General features: G+C 72.3%; 15 protein-coding genes. 5 read left to right on the top strand and 10 right to left on the bottom strand.

Annotated features, from left to right (window positions below; genetic code table 11):
* Nucleotides 1-10 precede the first annotated feature (10 nt).
* Entirely contained in the window at nucleotides 11-1894 is a 1884-nt protein-coding gene (locus FHX73_RS28830; RefSeq protein WP_145908822.1) for a phosphatase PAP2 family protein, read from the bottom strand.
* 201 nt (nucleotides 1895-2095) lie between these two features.
* Here FHX73_RS28830 and FHX73_RS28825 point away from each other — a divergent pair, with 201 nt between their 5' ends.
* On the top strand, nucleotides 2096-3799 hold the full coding sequence (locus FHX73_RS28825; RefSeq protein WP_145908821.1) for a histidine phosphatase family protein: 1704 nt from the start codon (nucleotides 2096-2098) through the stop codon (nucleotides 3797-3799).
* Between the two features lie 117 nt (nucleotides 3800-3916).
* Here the strand turns inward: FHX73_RS28825 and FHX73_RS28820 are convergent, their stop codons facing one another.
* The 5 genes from FHX73_RS28820 to FHX73_RS28800 are packed head-to-tail and all read right to left on the bottom strand — an operon-like array spanning nucleotide 3917 to nucleotide 10472.
* Nucleotides 3917-5380 (bottom strand): RICIN domain-containing protein, encoded by a 1464-nt coding sequence (locus tag FHX73_RS28820; protein ID WP_145908820.1) that lies wholly within the window; start codon nucleotides 5378-5380, stop codon nucleotides 3917-3919.
* Between the two features lie 46 nt (nucleotides 5381-5426).
* Entirely contained in the window at nucleotides 5427-7175 is a 1749-nt protein-coding gene (locus tag FHX73_RS28815) for a glycoside hydrolase family 35 protein (protein ID WP_145908819.1), read from the bottom strand.
* A 41-nt stretch (nucleotides 7176-7216) separates the two neighbouring features.
* Nucleotides 7217-8560 carry an ABC transporter substrate-binding protein gene (locus FHX73_RS28810; protein WP_145908818.1) on the bottom strand — a complete coding sequence of 448 codons (1344 nt, stop codon included), beginning with the start codon at nucleotides 8558-8560 and terminating at the stop codon, nucleotides 7217-7219.
* 58 nt (nucleotides 8561-8618) lie between these two features.
* Nucleotides 8619-9548, bottom strand: coding sequence for a carbohydrate ABC transporter permease (locus FHX73_RS28805; RefSeq protein WP_145908817.1), 930 nt, complete (start codon nucleotides 9546-9548; stop codon nucleotides 8619-8621).
* A 3-nt stretch (nucleotides 9549-9551) separates the two neighbouring features.
* Nucleotides 9552-10472: a carbohydrate ABC transporter permease gene (locus FHX73_RS28800; protein ID WP_145908816.1), complete on the bottom strand. Its 921-nt coding sequence runs from the start codon at nucleotides 10470-10472 to the stop codon at nucleotides 9552-9554.
* Between the two features lie 256 nt (nucleotides 10473-10728).
* Here FHX73_RS28800 and FHX73_RS28795 point away from each other — a divergent pair, with 256 nt between their 5' ends.
* Entirely contained in the window at nucleotides 10729-11721 is a 993-nt protein-coding gene (locus FHX73_RS28795; protein ID WP_145908815.1) for a LacI family DNA-binding transcriptional regulator, read from the top strand.
* Nucleotides 11722-11891: 170 nt separating this feature from the next.
* Here the strand turns inward: FHX73_RS28795 and FHX73_RS28790 are convergent, their stop codons facing one another.
* The 4 genes from FHX73_RS28790 to FHX73_RS28775 form a co-directional block, all read right to left on the bottom strand.
* Complete coding sequence (locus tag FHX73_RS28790; RefSeq protein WP_145908814.1) at nucleotides 11892-13091, bottom strand: CopD family protein; 1200 nt, start codon at nucleotides 13089-13091, stop codon at nucleotides 11892-11894.
* 186 nt (nucleotides 13092-13277) lie between these two features.
* Nucleotides 13278-13973 carry a hypothetical protein gene (locus FHX73_RS28785; protein WP_145908813.1) on the bottom strand — a complete coding sequence of 232 codons (696 nt, stop codon included), beginning with the start codon at nucleotides 13971-13973 and terminating at the stop codon, nucleotides 13278-13280.
* A gap of 123 nt (nucleotides 13974-14096) precedes the next feature.
* Nucleotides 14097-15350, bottom strand: coding sequence for an FAD-binding protein (locus FHX73_RS28780; protein ID WP_145908812.1), 1254 nt, complete (start codon nucleotides 15348-15350; stop codon nucleotides 14097-14099).
* Between the two features lie 104 nt (nucleotides 15351-15454).
* A complete protein-coding gene (locus FHX73_RS28775) occupies nucleotides 15455-15832 on the bottom strand; it encodes an ArsR/SmtB family transcription factor (protein WP_145908811.1) in 378 nt (125 codons plus the stop codon).
* Between the two features lie 143 nt (nucleotides 15833-15975).
* Here FHX73_RS28775 and FHX73_RS28770 point away from each other — a divergent pair, with 143 nt between their 5' ends.
* The 3 genes from FHX73_RS28770 (at nucleotide 15976) to FHX73_RS28760 (ending at nucleotide 19899) form a co-directional block, all read left to right on the top strand.
* Nucleotides 15976-17259 (top strand): MFS transporter, encoded by a 1284-nt coding sequence (locus FHX73_RS28770; protein WP_145908810.1) that lies wholly within the window; start codon nucleotides 15976-15978, stop codon nucleotides 17257-17259.
* A gap of 238 nt (nucleotides 17260-17497) precedes the next feature.
* Entirely contained in the window at nucleotides 17498-18526 is a 1029-nt protein-coding gene (locus tag FHX73_RS28765) for a LysR family transcriptional regulator (RefSeq protein WP_145908809.1), read from the top strand.
* A gap of 392 nt (nucleotides 18527-18918) precedes the next feature.
* Nucleotides 18919-19899 (top strand): NAD(P)H-dependent flavin oxidoreductase, encoded by a 981-nt coding sequence (locus tag FHX73_RS28760; protein WP_211786361.1) that lies wholly within the window; start codon nucleotides 18919-18921, stop codon nucleotides 19897-19899.
* Nucleotide 19900 lies beyond the last annotated feature (1 nt).

Raw genomic sequence — 19900 nt, 5'->3', positions numbered from 1 at the left:
GCGAACTCCTTCAGGGGTGAACGCGAACGGTCAGGGCTGTGCCGTGGTAGCAGGTCTCGACGCGGTAGGAGCGGCCGGCGGCGTCGCGGGCGACCACGCTCTGGAAGGTGCCGAACAGCCGCCGTGCGCGCAGCACGGGGAGTTCGGCGCCGGTGGGTGCCTGGGCCAGACGGAGCGTCAGGACGGCGTCGGGGCCCAGGTGGACGGATCCGGCGACCTCCAACTGGCCGGACAGCGCGAGGTCCAGGGTGGCCCCGCGCACGGTGAGCGATCCGTGCAGAGTCGGCACGCCGGTCAACGCCAGGGTTCCGCCGGTGAGTTCGACCGCGCCGTGGCCCAGCGCGGCGGGGCCGGCGGCGGCCAGCACGCCCTCGCGCACCCGAGTGCCGCCCCGGTAGCAGTTGCGGCCGGTCAGGGTGAGGGCGCCGGTGCCGAGCTTGGTGAGCCCGCCGGGGCCGCCGATGTCGTTGCGCCAGGTGTCCGCGGCGTGGAAGCCGCGCCGGGTGGCGTCCATGGTCACCGACACGTCCTGGGCGAACGCGCCGTAGCCGTCGGCGGCGGTGAACAGGTCCAGGCGGCCCCAGAGTTCGGGCCCGTCGAGCAGCGGCTGTCCGGACGGCAGGGCGGTGCTGCGCAGCACCTCGCGCCGCTGCTCGGCGGTCAGGTACGGCAGCCTGGTCTCCAGCAGCACCTCGGCGCCCTGCGGCACGGTCATCGGGACGTCCTGCGGGCCCCGGCGCGGCAGGCCGTAGCTGCGGCAGCGGGCGACCAGCGCCGCGTTGGCCGCGCGGTCGGCGTAGGCGTCCGGGCCGCCGGTGTGGGCGGCGGCGAACAGGTCGTCGGTGCCGGTCTTCTCGGTGAAGTAACTCAGGGCCTGCGCACGCGCGTCGGCCTTGGCGGCCGTGTTGACCGGGTCGGCGAGGATGGCGGCGGCCAGCGCGGTGGCCAGGATCCGGCCGCCGATCACGTCCAGCGCCGAGTGCATGCCCGCCGTGATCCGGCTGTCCGCCAACTCGTGGGCCCGGGTGACCAGTTCCTGGAACCGCTCGGGCACGGCGTGGGCGTAGGCCAGGCCGGCCAGGAAGAAGGCGTTGGTGTGGCCGCTCGGGAAGCCGCCGTCGGTGGCCGGGGTGGTGCCGCGCTGGCGCAGCAGCTGCGGTGCGACCTGGACCGGCGAGCGGTAGACGGGGTAGCCGAAGGCGTCGAGCGCGCCGGTGTCCTGGACCTCGCTGTCCAGGTTCATCCGCCAGGGCCGCGGGTAGCCGTAGGCGTTCTTGCTCGGGTTGCCGGAGGAGTAGGTGCCGCGCAGCGTCTGGACCAGTGTGACCACCGCGCCGAGCGCCGAGGTGGGCGAGCCGGCGCCGGTCGCGGACCCGGCCGGGGCGCCGGGCGGGACGGTGTCGTCGACCGGCCCGGGCGGGGTGCCGTCCGGCGCGGTGGTGACGCTGCTGACGGCGAGCGCGCCCACCCGGTAGAGCGCGGCGAGCGGCCCGAGGCCGTCGATCATGCCGTAGCTCTGGTCCTGGCGGTCGTGCAGGAAGGCCTGCTTGGCCTGGTCGGCGGTGCGCCGGCCGGTGACCTCGATGCTGTGGCGCATGTTGGCGCGCAGCAGCTCTCGGTCGATCGCCTGCCCGGCGTTCCAGGCCGGACCGGTGTGCCAGAGCCGGGCCATGCCGGAGAGCAGGTCGACGGCGGCGTTGCTGCCCGCCGTCAGGTTGGCGCCGAGGTTGCTGGTGTAGTGCGAGACGAACGGCAGCATCGGGTCGGCCGCCGGGATCGCGGCGGTGGCCGCCGCGGGGAGTGCGGCCGCCGCGCCCGCGCCGAGTGCGACGCCGATGGCGCCGCGCAGGAAGCCGCGTCTGGTGGGTGCCTGGTGGGTCGTCACTGCGCTCATCTCTCGCTCCTCGCTGGGTCTGCTCGCGCAGGACGGTAGGGGGCGCCGCCCACGCCCGGAGGAACGGGCCGCGTCAGCATTGTTAACGTTCACGGTCAAGTGGTGGTGAACGCTAACATTTGCTTGACTGTTCAACTACGCTCCCAGTTGACTGGCACACCTCAAATCCCCTCACCTTGCTTCCCCGCTCCGAGGACGCCCATGCCCCTGTACTTCATCCGCCACGGCGAATCCCAGGCCAACGAACAGAACCGGTTCGCCGGGCAGTTGGACTCCCCGCTCACCGGCCTCGGCATCCGCCAGGCCGAACAGGCCGCTGGGCAGGTCGCCGCGCTCGCCCTGGATCCCGACGAGGTCCACGTGTCGACCCTGGCCCGGGCCCGCCGGACCGCCGAGATCGTCATCGCCGGCCAGCCGCGCCGCCCCGGCCGAGTGGTGGTCAGCGAGGCCCTGGTGGAACGCGACTTCGGGGTGTTCAGCGGCCACAACAAGAGCCTGGTCAAGAAGGGCATCGGCTTCGCCGGCTACACCGAGGCGTTCCACTCGCACACCGGCCGCCCACCCGGCGGGGAGAGCTGGCGAGCCATGTACGACCGGGTCGCCGCCTACTACCAGGACGTCCTGCTGCCCGCCTCCGAGGCCGGGCGCACCGTGCTCGTCGTCGCCCACAAGTACATCGTGGAGATGTTCGCGATGGCCGCCGCGGGCCTGCCGCCCGAGCGCTACCGCGACCTGAAGATCCCCAACGCCCGCCCCCTGTCCGAGGACGACCTGCGGCGCGCTGCCCACGCACCGGCCGCCGCCGGACTGCTCAACGACCTCGGCGAGATCGTCGAGATCCGGCTGCCCTTACTGGTCGCCCTCGCGGCCGCCGCCGGCGTCGGCGCCCAACTGCTGGCCGGCGTGCACGTGCCGGCCTGGGAGTTCTCCGCCGCCATGACCCTGCTGCTCGCGGTGGCGACCTTCTTCACCCTGCTGCGCGTCGACCCGCGCACCCTGCGCGACTCGCCGGGCAGCATCCGTCCCGCCCTGCCGCTGCTGCTGGCCCGGTTCGGCATCGGTCTGGTCCTGCTGTGGGGCGGCAGCGGCCTGCCGGTCGAACTCGCCGGACTGTTCCTGCTGTTGCCGCCCGCCCTGCTCGTCCCGACGCTCTCCCTGCTCTGGGGCGGCGACTACTTCTTCGCCGTGCGGCACACCGTCGCGGCCTCGGCCGTCATGCCGGCGGCGCTGGTCGGCGCCCTCGCCATCGCCTCGCCCCACGGCGCCCACCCGGACGGCGGCCTCGGCACGGCGCTGCTCAGCTACGGCGCCGTCCTGCTGGCAGCCCTGTTCCTGCCCGGCGCCGGCGCACAGCTGCTGCGCCGCCGCGACCCCATCCGCGCGGGCGCCCTCAGCACCAACTGGAACTGGCTCGGCGGCCTCGCCCTCGTCCCGCTCGCCGGGCTCGCCACCTTCGCGCTCACCCCTGCGGACCCCCGCGACATCCCCCACCTGGCCTGGCAGCTCCTGCTGGTGATGGCCGCCACCGGCACCCTGCTGGCCACCCTGCGGCTGCTGACCGTCGCCTTCCTGCGGTGGCGGCCCCCGACCGCCGGCCTGGGTCGCGATCTGATCATCACTCAGAGCACCCCGAACGTCTTCCTGTGGCTGGCCATGGCCGCCGTCCTGGCACCCGCCGCCGGCTCCCACCCGTCCGTGATCGACCTGGGCGTGGCCCTGGTCTTCTTCCTCGCGGTCTACGTCGACGAACGGGTCTTCCGCTACGGCCACGCCAAGGACCTGAGCAGCGCCCTGCGACGGTCCGAGGCCCACCCGTTCACGGGCTCTGACGAACCGTCAGCCGGCAGGCCTGAACTGGGACTGCGTGCCACCGGCAGTGTGACCCCTGAGCTGGGCGGATCCTGAGGCAGTCGGCCCTTGCCGGGCGATACCGAACGGGTGTATGTGAGCGCTAACACTCCCAGGACCGCCAACCTGGCCGGGGCAGCTCGCCCCGGTGCCGCCAAGGAAACGGAACGGTGCTCAGGACAGGGTCCACTGCTGGTTCGCGGCGCCGCTGCCGGCGCCCTGGTCGACGGCCGCGCCGGCCGTGGTGGAGGCGCCGGAGACCTCGACGGTGAGGCCGCTGTTGATGTTGGTGAGCTGGTAGCTGCTGCCCGTGAGGCTGCCCACCAGGTCCGCTGCCCACTGCTGGTTGGCGCCGCCGTTGCAGGTCCACTGGTCGAGCTGGAGCCCGGTGCCGGTGGACCAGTTCGGCACTTCCAGGCAGCGGCCGCTCTTGACACTGGTGAGGGTGTAGACGTTGTCCGCCAGCCGGTTCAGCGTCCACTGCTGGTTGGTGCCGCCGTTGGACTGCCACTGGATGATCGGCGCGCCGTTCGCGGTGGAGCCGCCGGAGACGTCCATCAGCTTGCCGCTCTTGGCGTTGGTCAGGGTGTGGGTGCCGGTGGTGGGCACGCCGGAGTCGGGGGTCCAGGTGCCGGCGGCGGCGTCGAGCGACCAGGTCGGGTACTGGCCGAGGTTGAGCAGGGTGCCGCGGACGGTGAGGGGCAGCCAGATCAGCGGCGAGTCGCCGAGGTCGCCGGTGGTCCAGCGGTCGCCGGCGTAGACGTAGCTGGTGCCCGAACTCCCCTGCACGGTGATGATGTTGGCGGTCTGGCTGTTGTAGGTGTTGGTGCCGGGCGCGGCGAGGTCCCGGAAGGCCGACCAGGGGCCGCTCAGGGAGGTGGCGGTGGCGTAGACGTTGTCGTTGGTGCTCCAGCCGGAGAGGTGGGAGCCGAGCAGGTAGTACGTCCCGCCGATCTTCATCATCGCCGGGGCCTCGTAGTCGCCCAGGACGGCGACGGCGCTGTCCACGGAGAGGTAGTCGGCGGAGAGCCTGTCGATCCGCAGGCCGTTCTGGCGGTCCTCGCTCAGCAGGTAGGCCGTCCCGTCGGTGTCCTGGTACAGGCCGAGGTCGCGGCTCTGGTGGCCGAGCGGCTGGAAGCTGCCCCGGTAGCTGTAGGGGCCGCAGGGCGTGGTGCTGGTAGCGACGCCGACCTTGGCTTCGGAGTAGCTGGTGTTGTCGATGTGCAGGTACATCACGTACGTGCCGGTGGTGGCGTTGTAGATGACCTTGGGCCGCTCGACGATCCGGTTCGGGCCCAGGTCGCCGGCGGTCTGCTCGGCCAGGGCGACGCCCTGGTAGGTCCAGCTGGACAGGTCGGTCGAGCTGTAGCAGGGGATGTCCTGGAACGAGGTGTTGTTGCTGTTCTCGCCGGTCTTGTCCTCGCCGAAGCCGTACCAGGTGCTGCCGACCTTGATGATGCCCAGGCCGTGGAGCTGGAGGGCGTTGCCGTTCTGGTCGGTCCGGGCGGCGCCGAGCGTGAAGCCGGCGGTCGCCGCGTGGGCGGCCGTCGCGGGGAGCAGCAGCGTGGCGAGCGCCAGTGCGAGCGTGATGGTCGTGTACAGCCACGCTGGCGCGCGGCGGGTCGTCGTCCTGACCATGGTGGGGGTCCTTCGCGTGGGGGGATGGTCGCGGTGCGGTGCGCGGCTATTCCTCGGTCGGTCCGAGGTCGGGCGTGGTGCGCAGGTCGACGGTGTGGGGGTGGCGGGCGGCGTGCAGTTCCAGCACGGTGATCGCGTTGCGGCCCGGGCGCAGCACGGGGCCGGGCAGGTAGAGGGAGCGCTGGGGGCCGCGGGACCAGTAGCGGCCGAGGTGGAAGCCGTTGACCCACACGGTGCCCTTGGTCCAGCCGGGGAGGTGGACGAAGGTGTCGGCGGGTGCCTCGACCTCGAAGGTGCCGCGGTGGAAGGCCGGTCCGACGGTGGGCGGGCCGCTGGTGAAGGCGAGCCCGTCGAGGGAGTGCAGCGGGAGCGGGTGGTTGGTCCAGCCGGTGAGTTCGGCGCCGTTGAGGCGCACGCGTCCGGGCAGGCCCTTGCGGTCGTGGATGCCCGGGCCGTAGTTGACCCGGCCCTGGTTCTCCACCAGCAGGCGCAGGACGCTGCCCTCGCGGGGGACGGTGAGGGCGAGGGCGTGCTCGTGGTTCTCGCGCTCCAGCACGCCCACGGGCTGGCCGTCGACGAACACCTGGGCGCGGTCGCGGACTTCGTCCAGTTCCAGCAGGGCGGGGCCGGCGGCGGGCAGCGCGGTCTCGTAGAGCACGAAGCCGAAGTCCTGGCCGAGTTGTTCCATCGTCAGCGGTCGTGCGGAGGAGACGGCGGTGCTCAGGGTGGCGAGGGCGTCGAACAGCGGGGCGCTCTCGGTCAGCGGCACGCCGGGGGCGGCGAGCTTGGCGGCCCGCTCGGGCGCCGGGTCTGCGGGCACTGGTGCGTACTTGGCGATGACCGCACGGAAGGCGTGGTACTTCGCGGTGGGGTCGCCGGCCTCGTCGAGGGGGGCGTCGTAGTCGTAGGAGGTGACGGTGGGTCGGTAGGTGTGCTTGTCGTTGGCGCCGTTGGTGAAGCCGAAGTTGGTGCCGCCGTGGACCATGTAGAGGTTGACGGATGCGCCGGTGGCCAGCAGGTCGTCCAACTCCTGGGCGGCTTCGTCGGGTTCGCGGACCACGTGGTGGCCGCCCCAGCGGTCGAACCAGCCGTTCCAGAACTCGGTGCACATCAGCGGGCCGGTGGGCTGGTGGGCGCGCAGCGCGGCGAGCCAGCGGCCGGAGCGGCTGCCGAAGTTGGCGGTGGCGAGGGCGCCGGGGAGGGCGCCGCGCGCCAGGTCGCCGGGCTGGTCGCTGGTGAAGAGCGGGACGTCGACCCCCGACTCGCGCAGGAGGGCGGCGAGGTGAGTGAGGTGGGCGGTGTCGTTGCCGTGGGCGCCGTACTCGTTCTCCACCTGCACGGCCAGGACGGGGCCGCCGCGGGTGGCCAGCCGGCCGAGCAGCGGCGGGAGCAGCTGCGCGAAGTAGCCCGCCACGGCGTGCAGGTAGCGCGGGTCCTGGCTGCGCAGCCGGATGTCGGGGTCGGCGAGCAGCCAGGAGGGCAGGCCGCCGCCCTCCCACTCGGCGCAGATGTACGGGCCGGGGCGGAGCAGGACGTGCAGTCCTTCGGCGGCGGCGAGGTCGAGGAAGTGCGGGAGGTCGAGCCCGGCGTCGAGGCGGAAGGTGTCGGGCCGTGGCTGGTGGAGGTTCCACGGGACGTAGGTCTCCACGGTGTTGAGGCCCATCAGGCGGGCCTTGCGCAGGCGGTCGGCCCAGTGCTCGGGGTGGACGCGGAAGTAGTGCAGGCTGCCGGAGATGATCCGGAACGGCTCGCCGTCGAGCGTGAAGTCGTCGCCTTCGATCTGCAGGACGGGCATGGGGCTGGGTGCTCCGTAGGTCGTCGGGATCGGGGACTCGCTCACTGGCCGGTGGTGAAGCCCTGCTCCTTGCCGTAGGTGAGCGAGGAGTCCTGCCAGGCCTTCAGTCCGGAGGCCAGCGTGGTGCCGGAGACGTAGGCCTTGCCGACCGTGTCGTTGAAGATCGAGTTGGCGTAGGCCTGGTAGGGCAGGTACTGCCAGCCGGTCGCCACGTTCTTGGCCGAGTCGGCGAAGACCTTGTTGGCCTGCTGGCCGCCGAAGTAGGGGAAGGCGGTGTCCAGGAAGGCCTGGGAGTCGAGGTCGGCGGTGGTGGCGGGGAAGGCGCCGCCCTTGATGCGGTCCTGCACGCCGTCGCCGGCATCGGCGAACTTCAGGAAGGCGTAGGCGAGGTCCTGGTTGGCGCTGGACTTCATGATGGCGAGGGAACTGCCGCCGTTCTCGGCGCTCACGGTCCGGCCCTGCTGCCACTGCGGGAGCGGGGCGACGCGCCAGTCGCCGGAGGCGGTGGGGACGCCGGAGGAGAGGCTGGCGGGCATCCAGGCGCCGATCGCCAGGGTGGCGATGGTGCCGTCGCCGAGGCCCTTGTACCACTGGTCGCTCCACGAACTGACCGGCGCGAGCAGGTGGTTGGAGACCAGCTTCTGCCAGGTGGTGGCGTACTGGGTGCTCCCCTGGTCGGTGAAGTCGACGGAGACCTTCGTCCCGTTCACCTTGTAGGGGTGGCCGCCGGCCTGCCAGATCATGCTGGTGGTGAACCCGGCGTCGCCGGTGTCGTTGGTGATGTAGGCGTCGGGGTTGGCGGCGTGCAGCTTCTGGGCGTCGGCGACGTACTCGTCCCAGGTGGCGGGCACGGTGAGCTGGTAGCGGTCGAAGACCTGCTTGTTGTAGAAGAGCGCCATCGGGCCGGAGTCCATCGGCAGCGCGTACACCCCGCCGTTGAGGCTGACCGAGCTCCACGGGCCGGGCGAGTACTGCGTGGCGAGGCCGGCCGCGCCGTACTCGGCGAGGTCCTGCAAGGACTTGCCGAGCGCGAACTGGCCCAGTGCGTAGTACTCGATCTGGGCGACGTCGGGGGCGCCGTTGCCGGCCTGGACGGCGTTCTGCAGGGCGGTGTACTGCTTGTCGCCGGTGCCCGCGTTCACCAGGTTGACGTGCACCTTGGGGTACTTGGCCTCGAAGTCGGTCACCACCTGCTTGAGGGTGGGCTCCCAGGCCCACACGGTGATCGTGCCGCCCTTGGCGAGGGCCGCGTCCAGGCTGGATGCGGACACCGGGCCGGCGTCGGAGCCGGTGGACGAGCCGCTGCCGCAGGCGCTGAGGGCGAGGGCGGCGGCGCACGCCAGGCTGAGGCCGCGCAGGGCATGGCGAACTTCGGTGCTTCTCATGTCTGTTACTCCGGTGTCGTGGTGGGGTGGAGCAGACGGGAGCGCGGGAACGGTCAGGTCACTCCTTGACGCTTCCGGCGGCGAGGCCGGACTGCCAGTGGCGCTGGAGCAGCAGGAAGGCCGCGATCAGCGGCAGGACGGTGAGCAGCGAACCGGTGATGACGAGGTTGAACACCGGCTGGCCGCCGGCGGTGGCCGCCTGGTCGTTCCAGGAGCTGAGCCCGAGCGTCAGCGGGTACCAGTTCGGGTCCTTGATCATGATCAGCGGGAGGAAGTAGTTGTTCCAGGTCGCGACCACGGTGAACAGCAGCACGGTGACGATGCCCGGGGCGAGCAGCGGGAGGCTGATCCGGAAGAAGGTGCGCAGCTCGCCGGCGCCGTCGACCCGCGCGGCCTCCAACAGCTCGGTGGGGACGGCCTCGGCGGCGAACACCCACATCAGGTAGAGCCCGAACGGGGAGATCAGCGAGGGGATGATGACGGCCCAGGGGGTGTTGGTCAGCCCCATCTTGCTGAACATCAGGAACGTCGGAACGGCGAGCGCGGTGGTCGGCACGGCCACCGCCCCGATCACGACGGCGAACACGGTCCGCTTGCCGCGGAAGTCGAACTTCGCCAGGCCGTAGCCGCCGAGCACGGCCAGGACGGTGGCGCCGCCCGCGCCGAGCGCCACGTAGAGCAGGGTGTTGAGCAGCCAGCGGCCGAAGATGCCGCCGTCGTAGCTGAAGGTCTCCCGGATGTTGTCCCACAGCGCGAAGCGGCCGCTGAACCAGATGCCCGGGGAGCCGAGCAGGTTCTGCTGGGTCTTGGTCGCGCTGATCAGCAGCCAGGCCAGCGGCACCAGGGTGTAGAGCACCACCAGGCTCGCCAGCAGGGTGAGCGCCGCGCTGCGGCGGGGACGGTCGACGGAGTGAACGCGCCGACGGATCCGGGGAGTTGCGGTGGCGTGCGGTCGGGGCCGGGTGATCGCGTCGGTGGCGCCGGGCATCGGTCACTCCTCCCTGCGCATGGCGCGCAGCTGGAAGGCGTAGGCGATGACCATGGTGATGACGCCCATGATGATCGCCACGGTGGCGGCGTAGTCCTGCTGGCGGCCGGAGAAGGAGAGCGTGTAGGTGTAGTAGTTCGGCGTGTAGTAGGTCGTGATCGCGTCGGGCGCCGGGTTCTTGAGGATGGCGGGCTCGTTGAAGAGCTGGAAGCTGCCGATGATCGAGAAGACGGTCGCGATGACCAGGGCACCGCGGATGGCGGGGAGTTTGATCGCGGTGATGATCCGCCACTGCCCGGCCCCGTCGATCTCGGCCGCCTCGTAGAGGGCGTGCGGGACGACGCGCAGCGCCGAGTAGAAGATCAGCATGTTGTAGCCGACGAACTCCCAGGTCACGATGTTGCCAATGCCCGCGAGCACGAAGCTCGGTGACAGCGGGTCAGGCAGCGTGACCCCGAGAGCCCGGTCGAGGTCGCCGACCAGGCCGAAGCGCGAGCCGTAGAGGAACTCCCACATCAGCGTGGCGACGACGGCCGGCACCGCGTAGGGGAGGAAGACGGTGATGCGGAAGAAGCTCCGGCCGTACAGCCGCCCGCTGTCCAGCGCCAGCGCGGCCAGCAGGGCGATCCCGAGCATGATCGGGACCTGGACGGCCAGGAAGAGCGTGACGCGCCCGAGCCCGGACCATAACTTCGGGTCGTGGAAGGCCTGTTGGTAGTGGTCGAGGCCGACGAAGGTGGTGCCGCCGATCAGCCGGTCCTGGAACAGGCTGAGGTAGACCGAGTAGCCGATGGGGGCCAGGAAGACCAGGGCGAAGACGGCCAGGAACGGGCTGATGAAGCCCCAGCCGGCCAGCCCGCGCCCGCGTCGCCTCGGTGGTGGGGATCCGCGACCCGCCGCGGCGGGTGGTGAGGTGATCGTCATGACCGTCCCGGGATCAAGTGGCGTTGCCCGCACCGTGTTTACGTAAACATCGGTGTGCGCGGACGATGGACGTTTACGTAAACATTGGATTACCGTGATGCTGGCACCGCCCCCCGATCAGCGTCAAGGGGAAACGTCGAGTCCGGGGTTCATCCGATCAGGAGGGCAAGTCTTGAACAGGGCAAAGACCTTGGCGGCAGCCGAAGCGGTGGCGGCGGCCGGGACCAGTGGGCGCGGGAGGCCGCGCGGGCCGTCCATGGCCGACGTCGCGCGGCTGGCCGGCGTCTCCTCGCAGACCGTCTCCCGGGTCTCCAACGGCAGTTCGGGCGTGGTCGAGGAGACCCGCCAGCGCGTGCTCGCCGCCATGCGCGAGCTGGGCTACCGGCCCAACAGCGCGGCCCGGGCCCTGAAGGCCGGCGAGTTCCGGACCCTGGGCGTCATCCTGTTCACCCTCTCCACCACGGGCAACGTCCGCACCCTGGAGGCCATCACCGAGTCGGCGGCGAAGGAGGGTTACGCCATCACGCTGATGCCGGTCGCGGTGCCCACCCACACCGGCGTGCGCGGAGCCATCAGCAGGCTGGGCGAGCTCGCCGTGGACGGCATCATCGTGATCATGGAGGTGCACCTCCTCGACTCGGCCACGATCTCGCTGCCCCCGCACATCCAGGTCGTGGTCGCCGACTCCGACGCGGGCGACCGCTACAGCGTGGTCGACACCGACCAGAGCGAGGGCGCCCGGATGGCCGTGCACCACCTCCTCGACCTCGGCCACGACACCGTCTGGCACCTCGCGGGACCGGAGGAGTCCTTCGCGGCCCAGCGCCGCACCGACGCCTGGCGGGCCGTGCTGGAGCAGGCGCACCGGCCCGTGCCGCCGGTCGTCCGGGGCGACTGGTCCGCCGAATCCGGCTACCGGGCAGGCCTGTTGCTCGCCGACCTGCCCGACTGCACCGCCGTCTTCGCCGCCAACGACCAGATGGCCCTCGGGCTGCTGCGCGCGCTCCACGAGCGCGGCAGACGCGTCCCGCAGGACGTCAGCGTGGTGGGCTTCGACGACATCGCCGAGGCCTCCTCCTTCATCCCCCCGCTGACCACCGTCCACCAGGACTTCGGCGAGGTCGGCCGCCGGTGCGTCGAAGGAGTCCTGCAGCAGATCCGCAACCGGACCGCAGAGCACGGCACCACCCTCGTCCCCACCCGGCTGGTCCTGCGGGCCAGCACCGGTCCTGCCCCCTCCAAGGCGTGATGGAGCCGGGCGCTCAGCAGAGCGGAGCGGCCAGCGGCAGGCAGGCCACCATGCGGGTGCCCGTCGCCGTGATGCCGGCCCGGGTCCAGCTGGAGCAGCGACGGACACCGAGCGCAAGGACGTGCACAGCGCCCTCGGAGGCTGACGGGCGGCGGGGCCCCGTGGCCCTCTCAGATGCGGGATGCCTCGTGCCCCGTCGGGCAGTTGGCCGCGAGCACCTGTCGACGGGCGAGCGCGTCCGACGTCTTGGCGGTGGCGTACAGCGAGACGGCCAGCGCGGCGGCGAGGGCGGCGCCGGCGGCGAACACCGCCCCCGAGGAGGCGGCCTGCGGGCTGTGCGCCTCGGTGCGGGCCGAGCCGCTCAGGTAGGGCAGCGCCACCAGCACGCCGAGACCGAGCGCGACCTCGCCCCAGACGACCTGCGGGAAGTGACGCAGCGTCAGGCGCAGCAGCGAGGCCGTGTCGTCGGCGCGGCGCGCCCGGGCGATCCGGGGCATCAGCCAGAGCTGGTTGACGGCGCCGGCCGTGACCAGGCCCGCGACCAGCAGGAGCTTCACCAGCAGGGCGAGGCCGTACCCGGTCGTCCAGAGCTGGTCGATCGCCCCGACGTGACGCCAGCTCATCCACAGGCCGGACACCACCACGGCGCCGACGCAGACCATCGCGACCAGGCCGAAGCGGCGCCACAGGTCGGCCCAGAGCAGGCCGGCGGAGCCTCCGAGGCGCCCGCGGGTGCCGGCCAGCGCGACCAGCAGGGCCAGGCCGCCGAGCCACACCGTGCCGGCGATGATGTGGACTTGGTCGAACACGAGGTCCAGCACGGCGTCCGCGTTCTTCGGCGCGGCGGCGGGTATCGCGGCGATCAGCGTGGTGGCGAGCGAGAGCGGCAGCGCGAGGAGGGCGAGCGCGTCGGTCCGGCGCCGCGCGGCCGGTGCGAAGAGGGCCGCCAGGGTGACGGCCGTCAGCAGCAGGACGCCGTTCTGGACCAGGTAGATCGTGCCCTGCGGTATCCAGGCGCCCTTGGCGGCGGGGGCCCGCAGGAAGTGCCAGATCCGGTCCGGCGCCAGTGCGTCGGCGAACGGCATGCCCTTGCCCGCGCGGGCGACGCGGGCGGCCAGCTGGAAGTAGCCGGCGACCAGGAGCAGCACGCCCGCACCGGCGAGGTAGCGGGCCGAGCGGCGCCGGAGTACCGCGGCGTCGCCGGCGTCGGCCGACCGGGCCCGCAGCGCGGGGCGGACGGTGGTCGCGTAGGTGACGGTGGCGCCGATGGCTCCGCACAGGCCGAGGAAGTAGCCGGACTTGGTGACGGTCCGCCAGAGCGGGGGCATGGTGTATCCGGCCGTGGTCGCGGCCGACAGCGCACTGTTCATTAGGCAAGGCTAACCTAAGTTCAGCTCCCTGGGCCCCGCAAGCTCCTGCACCGCCGCCCGCCGGTACCCCACTCCCCTGATCAGCCATCAGGGCGGCAACTGGCGACGTCCCACAGCTGACAGCGTCACGTGGTGGCGATCGGATCTCTGGCTCGACGACGGCCACGGCCGTCCGGCCCGCCCGACCTACCCGGCGGGCTGTGCTCGGGCGGTCGGTGGTCGGCCGGACTGGGCCTCCTGGGAGCGATCGGCGAACATCCGGGCGAGGGGCGCCAGGGCATCCGTGTCTGCGGTGCGGATGATGAAGGGCGTGTTGTCGATGGTGGTGGTCATGAGGGTGGTTCCGACCCTGACCCGGGCTGTCGCCACTGAGTCCGAGACGAGGACGGCGGTGGACTGGTCGCCGATCGCGGGCATGGTCAAAGGGGTGCCGTCGGACGGGCCCGGGAGGGCACCGAACATCTGCCGGGCATCGGCGGCCGAGGAGAAGGTGAGCACCTCGAAGCTCACCTTCTGCTGGGGGTTGCTCCAGAACCGGACCTGCCCGTCGGCCAACGGGGCCACACACCCCTCATGCGGGGGGATGCAGGAATCCGTGAACGGACTGACCTGCGGGCCGGAATCGGAGTAGCTCCATCCGCTGGGTACGCTCCGAAGGTCGGGCAGCACGGCTCTGACCGTCTGAGGGTCTTCCAGCACGGCGACGCGGTGTCCGGCGTTCCTCGGCGTTCCCCCGCCGCCCTCGACGAGTCGGGTGCCGCCGTACACGGCGAGCGCCAGCACCAGTGCCGCTGCCACGAGCAACGCAACGGTCCCGCTCCCGCCTCGGCGGAAGCGGTTGACCGCGCCGGTTACCGCCCGGGCCAGATCCTCAATCGTCACGTTTCCCCCCGCGAAGAACCGGTTCTTCCGACCATCCCAGCGGATACGTGACACGTCATCGCGTTCGAGCGGACGGCAACCGAACCGCAACACCGGCGACGACCCAGATCAGCTGATGGTGCGTCAGATGACTTCGTGGAAGTGGCGATTGATGAACGCGTTGCGGAAGGTTCCCGTCGGGTCGAACTCGCCCAGCAGTCGGCGGAAGTCGTCCCAGCGCGGGTAGGAGTCCCGGATCGCCCGGGGCGCGGTGGTGAAGACCTTGCCCCAGTGCGGGCGGGCGGCGAACGGGGCCAGGGCCTCCTCGACCGCCTTGACGGCGTCCGCGACGGCTGCCGGGGCGGGGTGCCAGGTGAAGTGGAAGGCGACGGCGTCGCGTTCGTAGGCGGGGCTGAGCCACAGTGCGTCGGCGGCGATCGTGCGGATCTCGCTGATCTGCAGGGCGGGGGCGATCCGTTCCCGGACGGCGTCAAGCGCGTCGAAGGCGCGGACGGCGTCGGTGCGGGCGACGAAGTACTCGGACTGCAGCTCGTCGCCGCTGCTGGGCGTGAAGTCCAGCCGGAAGTGCGGGAGTCGGGTGTGCCACGGGCCCGGGACGCCCAGCTGGCGGGTGCAGGGCTCGGGCGGGCAGCCGGGCACGGGGTGGCGCGGGCCGTCGGCGAGCAGGGCGCCGTGCCAGGTGGCGGGGGCGTCGGGGCCGCCGCGCTGCTTGGCCCAGACCTGGTCGATCCGGTCGGTCCGCCAGCTCGTGAAGAGGCTGACGCTGTAGGCCGCCGCCATGATCTCGTCGAAGCGTTCGCGCAGTTCGGCAGTCGGCAGGTCCTCGTAGACCCACTGCCGGACCTCGAAGGCCGGCAGCACGTCAAGAGTCAGCCGGGTGACCACGCCGAGGGCGCCCAGGGCAACGACCGCGCCCGGGAACTGCGCGGCGCCGCGGTCGAGCGTCACCAAGGCGCCGTCCGCGGCGACCAGTTCGACCGCTCGCACCGCCGTGGCCAGCGAGCCGTTGCCGACGCCCGAGCCGTGCGTGCCGGTGGCGCACGCGCCGGCGACCGAGATGTGCGGCAGCGACCCGAGGTTGTGCAGCGCCCACCCCGCCCGGTCCAGAGTCTCGGCGAGCTCGCCGTAGCGGATCCCGGCGCTGACCGTGACGGCGGCGGCCCGCTCGTCCAGCTCGATCACGCGGGGCAGGGCGGCGACGGAGACCAGGTCGCCGGCGGTGTCGGCGATCGCGTTGAACGAGTGCCCGGTCCCGAGCACCCGCAGGGCGCGGCTGCCCTCGACGATGCGCCGCAACTCGTCCGTGGAGCGGGGTTCGTGGAAGCGCTCGGCGCCGAACGTGATGTTCCCGGCCCAGTTGGTCGCGGCGACGGTCATCGGGGGATCTCCTCCTCGGTCTCGGGCACGCACCGGCGTGTTCGCCGCACCGCTGCGGCCCCCGGCCACGCTACTGGCCCGGGGCCGGGGACCGGGGACCTGTCTCAGGGGCGCGGGGTCCAGTTCGCGACGAGGTCGAGCAGCCCGGGGAAGCGGGCGTCGAGGTCGTGGACCCGCACCTGGCTGCGGCGCTCCAGGCCGTACTGGCGCTGGCGGGTCACGCCCGCGTCGCGCAGCGCCCGGAAGTGGTGGGTGAGCGAGGACTTGGGCCGGTCGAGGCCGAACCAGCCGCAGGGGTGGTCGAAGCCCTCGGACTCCAGCAGGAGTTTGCGCACGATGGCCAGGCGCAGCGGGTCGCTGAGCGCGCCCAGCACGGTCTCCAGGCGCAGCTGGTCGACGGCCGGCTCGGCGAGCGGTTCGGGCAGGTCGGGCGGCTCCGGGAGCACCTCGCAGGCGGGTGCGGCGGGCGTGGTCGTAGGCATGGGCGGCTCCCTGACTGTTCGTCACTCGATCCGACTCTTCGTCACACGATTCCCCGTGCAGTACGACTCTGATCGTACTGCATGCTAAGTTCGACTTAACTCGTACTGCTGGAGAACCCGCAGTCAGCTCGGGAGGAGTCGTCATGTCCGAAACCAGGGGCGCACCCGTCCAGGCCGCCGATGAGGCGCGGCCCACCGCGACCGCCGAGGCCCCCGCCCCCACCCCCGCCCCCACCGCCACGCCTGCCGCCCCGCTGTGGTGGGTGTGGCTGGCCGCGTGGCCGATCACCGCCGTCTTCGTGCTGTCGAACGCGGCCACGCCGCTGTACGTGCTGTGGCAGCACTCCATCGGCTTCTCCAAGGGCACCCTGACCGTGGTGTTCGCGTTCTACATCGTCGGCCTGATCGGCTCGCTGCTGGTCTCCGGCGTGGTCTCCGACCGCATCGGCCGCAAACCCGTGCTGCTCCCGGCGCTGGCCCTCGGCCTCGCCGCCTGCCTGATCTTCGCGACGGCCACCAGCGTGGCCGCGCTGATCGTGGCGCGGCTGTTCACCGGCATCGCGGTCGGCTCGGTGGTCTCGGCCGGCATGGCCGCGGTGACCGACGTCGCCGGGCCGGAGCGCAAGCGGATCGCCGCCCTGCTGGCCTCCTGCGCGATGGTCTTCGGCGCCGGCCTCGGCCCGCTGCTCGCCGGCGTGCTCTCCGAGGTGGCCCCGGGGCCGACGGTCACCGTGTTCGTCGTCGAGGCGGTGGTGCTGGCCACCGCCGTGCTGGTGGTGCTGCGGATGCCGGTGCGCCGGCCCGCGAGCCGCGGCACGGGCGCCTGGATCCGGGTGCCCAGCGTGCCGAGCGGGAACGGCCGTCAACTCGCCCTCGGCATCGCAGTGTTCGCCCCCGGCATCACCGCCACCTCGTTCGTGCTCTCGCTCGGCCCCTCGCTGCTGTCCGGCCTGCTCGGCACCACCAACCGGATCGTGGCAGGCGCGATGGCCTTCGCGATGTTCTGCACCGCGACCGGCGTGCAGTTCGCGGTGCAGAAGCTGCGCCGGCGCACCATCCTGACGGCCGGCGCGGTGAGCACCACGCTGAGCATGGTCTCGCTGGTCGTCGCCGTGCACTCCCACGCGGTCGCCGTCCTGATCCTCGCCGCGCTGCTGGCCGGCGCCGGCCAGGGCCTGGGCCAGCTCGGCGGCCTGTCGCTGCTCAACTCCAGCATCGCGCCGGCCCGGCTCGCCGAGGCCAACGCCGCGCTGAACGTGGGCGGTTACATCCCGGCCGGCATCCTGCCGGTCTCGGCCGGCTACCTGAGCGACGCCGTGGGCCTGACCAACGGCGCCACCATCTTCGGCGCCGTGCTGACCGCCCTCGCGGTGATCGGCGGCCTGGTCGTCCTCGCCACCAAGCAGCAGGTGACCGACCCGGCCTGACCGGCCCGGACCAGACAGCACGCCCTCCCGGGGACGGTGCGCCGACTGCCCGACGGCGCACCGTCCTTCCGCGCGTCCACCGGCGGCCCCGGGCCCGTTTCGGGCCTGTAAAACATTCCTTTCGGAACAAATTCTTCTGCCACGCCGGGCCGGCCCGCCGCAGACTGGGCCCACCGGGCGCACAACCCTGTGTGTGGCAGGGGCGGCACCGCCCGGTACGACGCATTGGAGGAAGCGGATGAGCGTGCTGGACGAGTGGACGGGCCGTCACGCCTCGGCCCACGACGGCCTCGACGCACAGGGATCGGATCCGGCCGATGACCTTCTGCTCCGCGCGATGGCCGACGCCCGCGAGGTCGACGATTTCGACATGCGACACCTGCGGTACTTCCTGACCGTGGTCCGCGCCGGCACCGTGTCGGCCGCCGCCCAGGAACTCCGGATCTCCCAACCGAGCCTCAGTCAGCAAATTCGACGACTGGAACGCAGAATCGGCGCCACCCTGTTCATCCGGAGTTCTCGCGGCGTCGAACTGACCGCCAGCGGCCGGGCGTTCCTGCGGGAGATCCAGGGAATTCCCGGACAACTCCGCTCCGCCATCGCCGCCGTCGCCCCCGCGCCGCAGGTGTGGCTCGTCGGAGTGTGCGGCGCCGTGCCCGCCGAGGTCCTGATCGACGTGCAGAACGGACTGTCCGGCCGGCGGACCCCCGGCGACCACCAGCCCGGCGCGAGAGTGCGGATGCGCTCGGTGGACTCGGCCGACCAGGGCGAACTCCTGCGGCACGGCGAGATCGCCTTCGGCATCGTGCGGCTGCCCATCCCGTCGCCGCACGTGGTCTGCGCGGTGGTCCGGGAGGAGCCGCTCGGCGTCGTGATGGCACGCGAGCACCCGCTCGCCGCCCGGCCCGAACTGACGCTGCGTGACCTGACCCGGCAGCGCCTGCTCTGGTACAGCGAGGGCTGCGCACCCGGGTTCGCCGAATCCGTGCCGGCCCAACTGGCCAGGCTCGGCTGGAACTCCGTGCTGCACCCCGTCGACCAGGACCAGCCCGCGCTCTTCCTGCACGCGCTGCGCACCACGCCGAACCTGGTGGCGCTGCGCCCGCGGCACGTCGTGGAGCGGGAGCCGTGGCTGGTGTGGCGGCCGCTGCCGACCCCCAGACCGCCGCGCGAGCGCCTCGCCGTCACCGCGCTGCGGGGCAGCTACACCGCCCGCGTCCTCCAGGAGACGGCCGCGGAGCGCGGCTGGCTGTTCCTCGCCGACTGATCCCCGGCCCACGGTGGGGCGCACACGCGCCGCACCGGCCGTCGACCGGCGTGCGCACCAGGTCTGCCCCGGCCTGGCTCGCACGCCTTCTGCGCGTTTGCGCCGGTCCAGTGTGCAGCCGGTATAGCGCCTCCTTATGGCGGTCACACGGTTTGCGTCTTGGACGGCGTTCGAATCCTGCGGCTAACGTCTTCAGCAGAGCGCAGCACCTCGGCACGAGGCGGCTCCGCACAGCGCAGCGCAGCGCCACTGAGGGCAGTGCGGCCCCTTCCGAAACGGCTCCGATCCGTGGAACGCCCGCCCCGCCGCGCGGAATTCAACGTCGAATTCGCCGTGCCACCCGTCCTGCCGGCCCGCCCGGTCGTGCCATCGAACCGGACCAAGGGAGCATCGTGATCTCGACCAAGCTGACCGAACTGCTCGGCATCGACCACCCGGTCGTCTGCGCCCCGATGGGCGGGGTGACCGGCGGTCGGCTCGCCGGGGCCGTGACGGCCGCCGGCGGCCTCGGCCTCGTCGGCGTCAGCTACGGCGACCCGGCGTTCATCGACGAACACCTGCCGCAGGCCGCCGCGAACGGCGGTGTCTGGGGCGTCGGCTGCGTCATGTTCACCTTCGACGAGCGGCCCGGGCTGTGGGACAAGGTGCTCGGCTACGCCCCTCCGGTGGTGGCCCTCTCCTTCGGCAGCACCGCCCAGGTGGAGAAGTACGCGGCCGGCGCGGCCGAGGCCGGCTCCCGGGTCGTCGTCCAGGTCCACGACCCCGACCAGGCCGCCGTGGCGCTGCGGGCCGGGGCGCACGTGATCGTCGCCCAGGGCGCCGAGGCCGGCGGCCACCACGCCTCCCGGACCACCCTGCCGCTGATCCCCGCCGTCCTGGACGTCACCCGTGGCGAGGTGCCGGTCGTCGCGGCCGGCGGCTTCGCGGACGGCCGGGGCCTCGCGGCGGCCCTCGCGCTCGGCGCCGACGGCGTGATGATGGGCACCCGCTTCGCCGCGACCGAGGAGTCGACGGCCAGCCCGGGGTTCAAGGCCCGGCTGGTCTCGGCGAGCACCGACGACACCGTCAACACCCGCTCCTTCGACGTGGTGCGCGGCATCCCGTGGGACGAGCGGTACAGCGCCCGCTCCGTCGCCAACGACTTCACCCGCACCTGGACCGGCCGGGACCCCGAACTGGCCGCCCGGCGGGGCGAGATCGAGCCCGCCTGGACCGCCGCCGTCGCCCGCGACGACACCGCGCAGCGCGCCCTGTTCGCGGGCGAGAACGTCGACCGGATCCACGACGTCCGGCCCGCCGGCCAGGTCGTCCGCGACGTGGTGGCCGACGCCGAGCGGATCCTCGCCGGGCTCTCCCGGCACCTGCGCGCCTGAC

The sequence above is a fragment of the Kitasatospora viridis genome, from assembly GCF_007829815.1.
In the GTDB taxonomy this organism is placed as follows: domain Bacteria; phylum Actinomycetota; class Actinomycetes; order Streptomycetales; family Streptomycetaceae; genus Kitasatospora; species Kitasatospora viridis.
Note: the sequence above shows the minus strand (reverse complement) of the source record. Positions and strands in the feature narration are given on the sequence as shown.

Bases quoted from the DNA above. Each gene is read 5' to 3' on its own strand.
- FHX73_RS28765 (WP_145908809.1), top strand. From the start codon at position 17,498: ATGAGCGTGCTGGACGAGTGGACGGGCCGTCACGCCTCGGCCCACGAC.
- FHX73_RS28830 (WP_145908822.1), bottom strand. From the start codon at position 1,894: ATGAGCGCAGTGACGACCCACCAGGCACCCACCAGACGCGGCTTCCTG.
- FHX73_RS28815 (WP_145908819.1), bottom strand. From the start codon at position 7,175: ATGCCCGTCCTGCAGATCGAAGGCGACGACTTCACGCTCGACGGCGAG.
- FHX73_RS28795 (WP_145908815.1), top strand. From the start codon at position 10,729: ATGGCCGACGTCGCGCGGCTGGCCGGCGTCTCCTCGCAGACCGTCTCC.
- FHX73_RS28790 (WP_145908814.1), bottom strand. From the start codon at position 13,091: ATGAACAGTGCGCTGTCGGCCGCGACCACGGCCGGATACACCATGCCC.
- FHX73_RS28805 (WP_145908817.1), bottom strand. From the start codon at position 9,548: ATGCCCGGCGCCACCGACGCGATCACCCGGCCCCGACCGCACGCCACC.
- FHX73_RS28780 (WP_145908812.1), bottom strand. From the start codon at position 15,350: ATGACCGTCGCCGCGACCAACTGGGCCGGGAACATCACGTTCGGCGCC.
- FHX73_RS28800 (WP_145908816.1), bottom strand. From the start codon at position 10,472: ATGACGATCACCTCACCACCCGCCGCGGCGGGTCGCGGATCCCCACCA.
- FHX73_RS28775 (WP_145908811.1), bottom strand. From the start codon at position 15,832: ATGCCTACGACCACGCCCGCCGCACCCGCCTGCGAGGTGCTCCCGGAG.
- FHX73_RS28820 (WP_145908820.1), bottom strand. From the start codon at position 5,380: ATGGTCAGGACGACGACCCGCCGCGCGCCAGCGTGGCTGTACACGACC.
- FHX73_RS28825 (WP_145908821.1), top strand. From the start codon at position 2,096: ATGCCCCTGTACTTCATCCGCCACGGCGAATCCCAGGCCAACGAACAG.
- FHX73_RS28810 (WP_145908818.1), bottom strand. From the start codon at position 8,560: ATGAGAAGCACCGAAGTTCGCCATGCCCTGCGCGGCCTCAGCCTGGCG.
- FHX73_RS28770 (WP_145908810.1), top strand. From the start codon at position 15,976: ATGTCCGAAACCAGGGGCGCACCCGTCCAGGCCGCCGATGAGGCGCGG.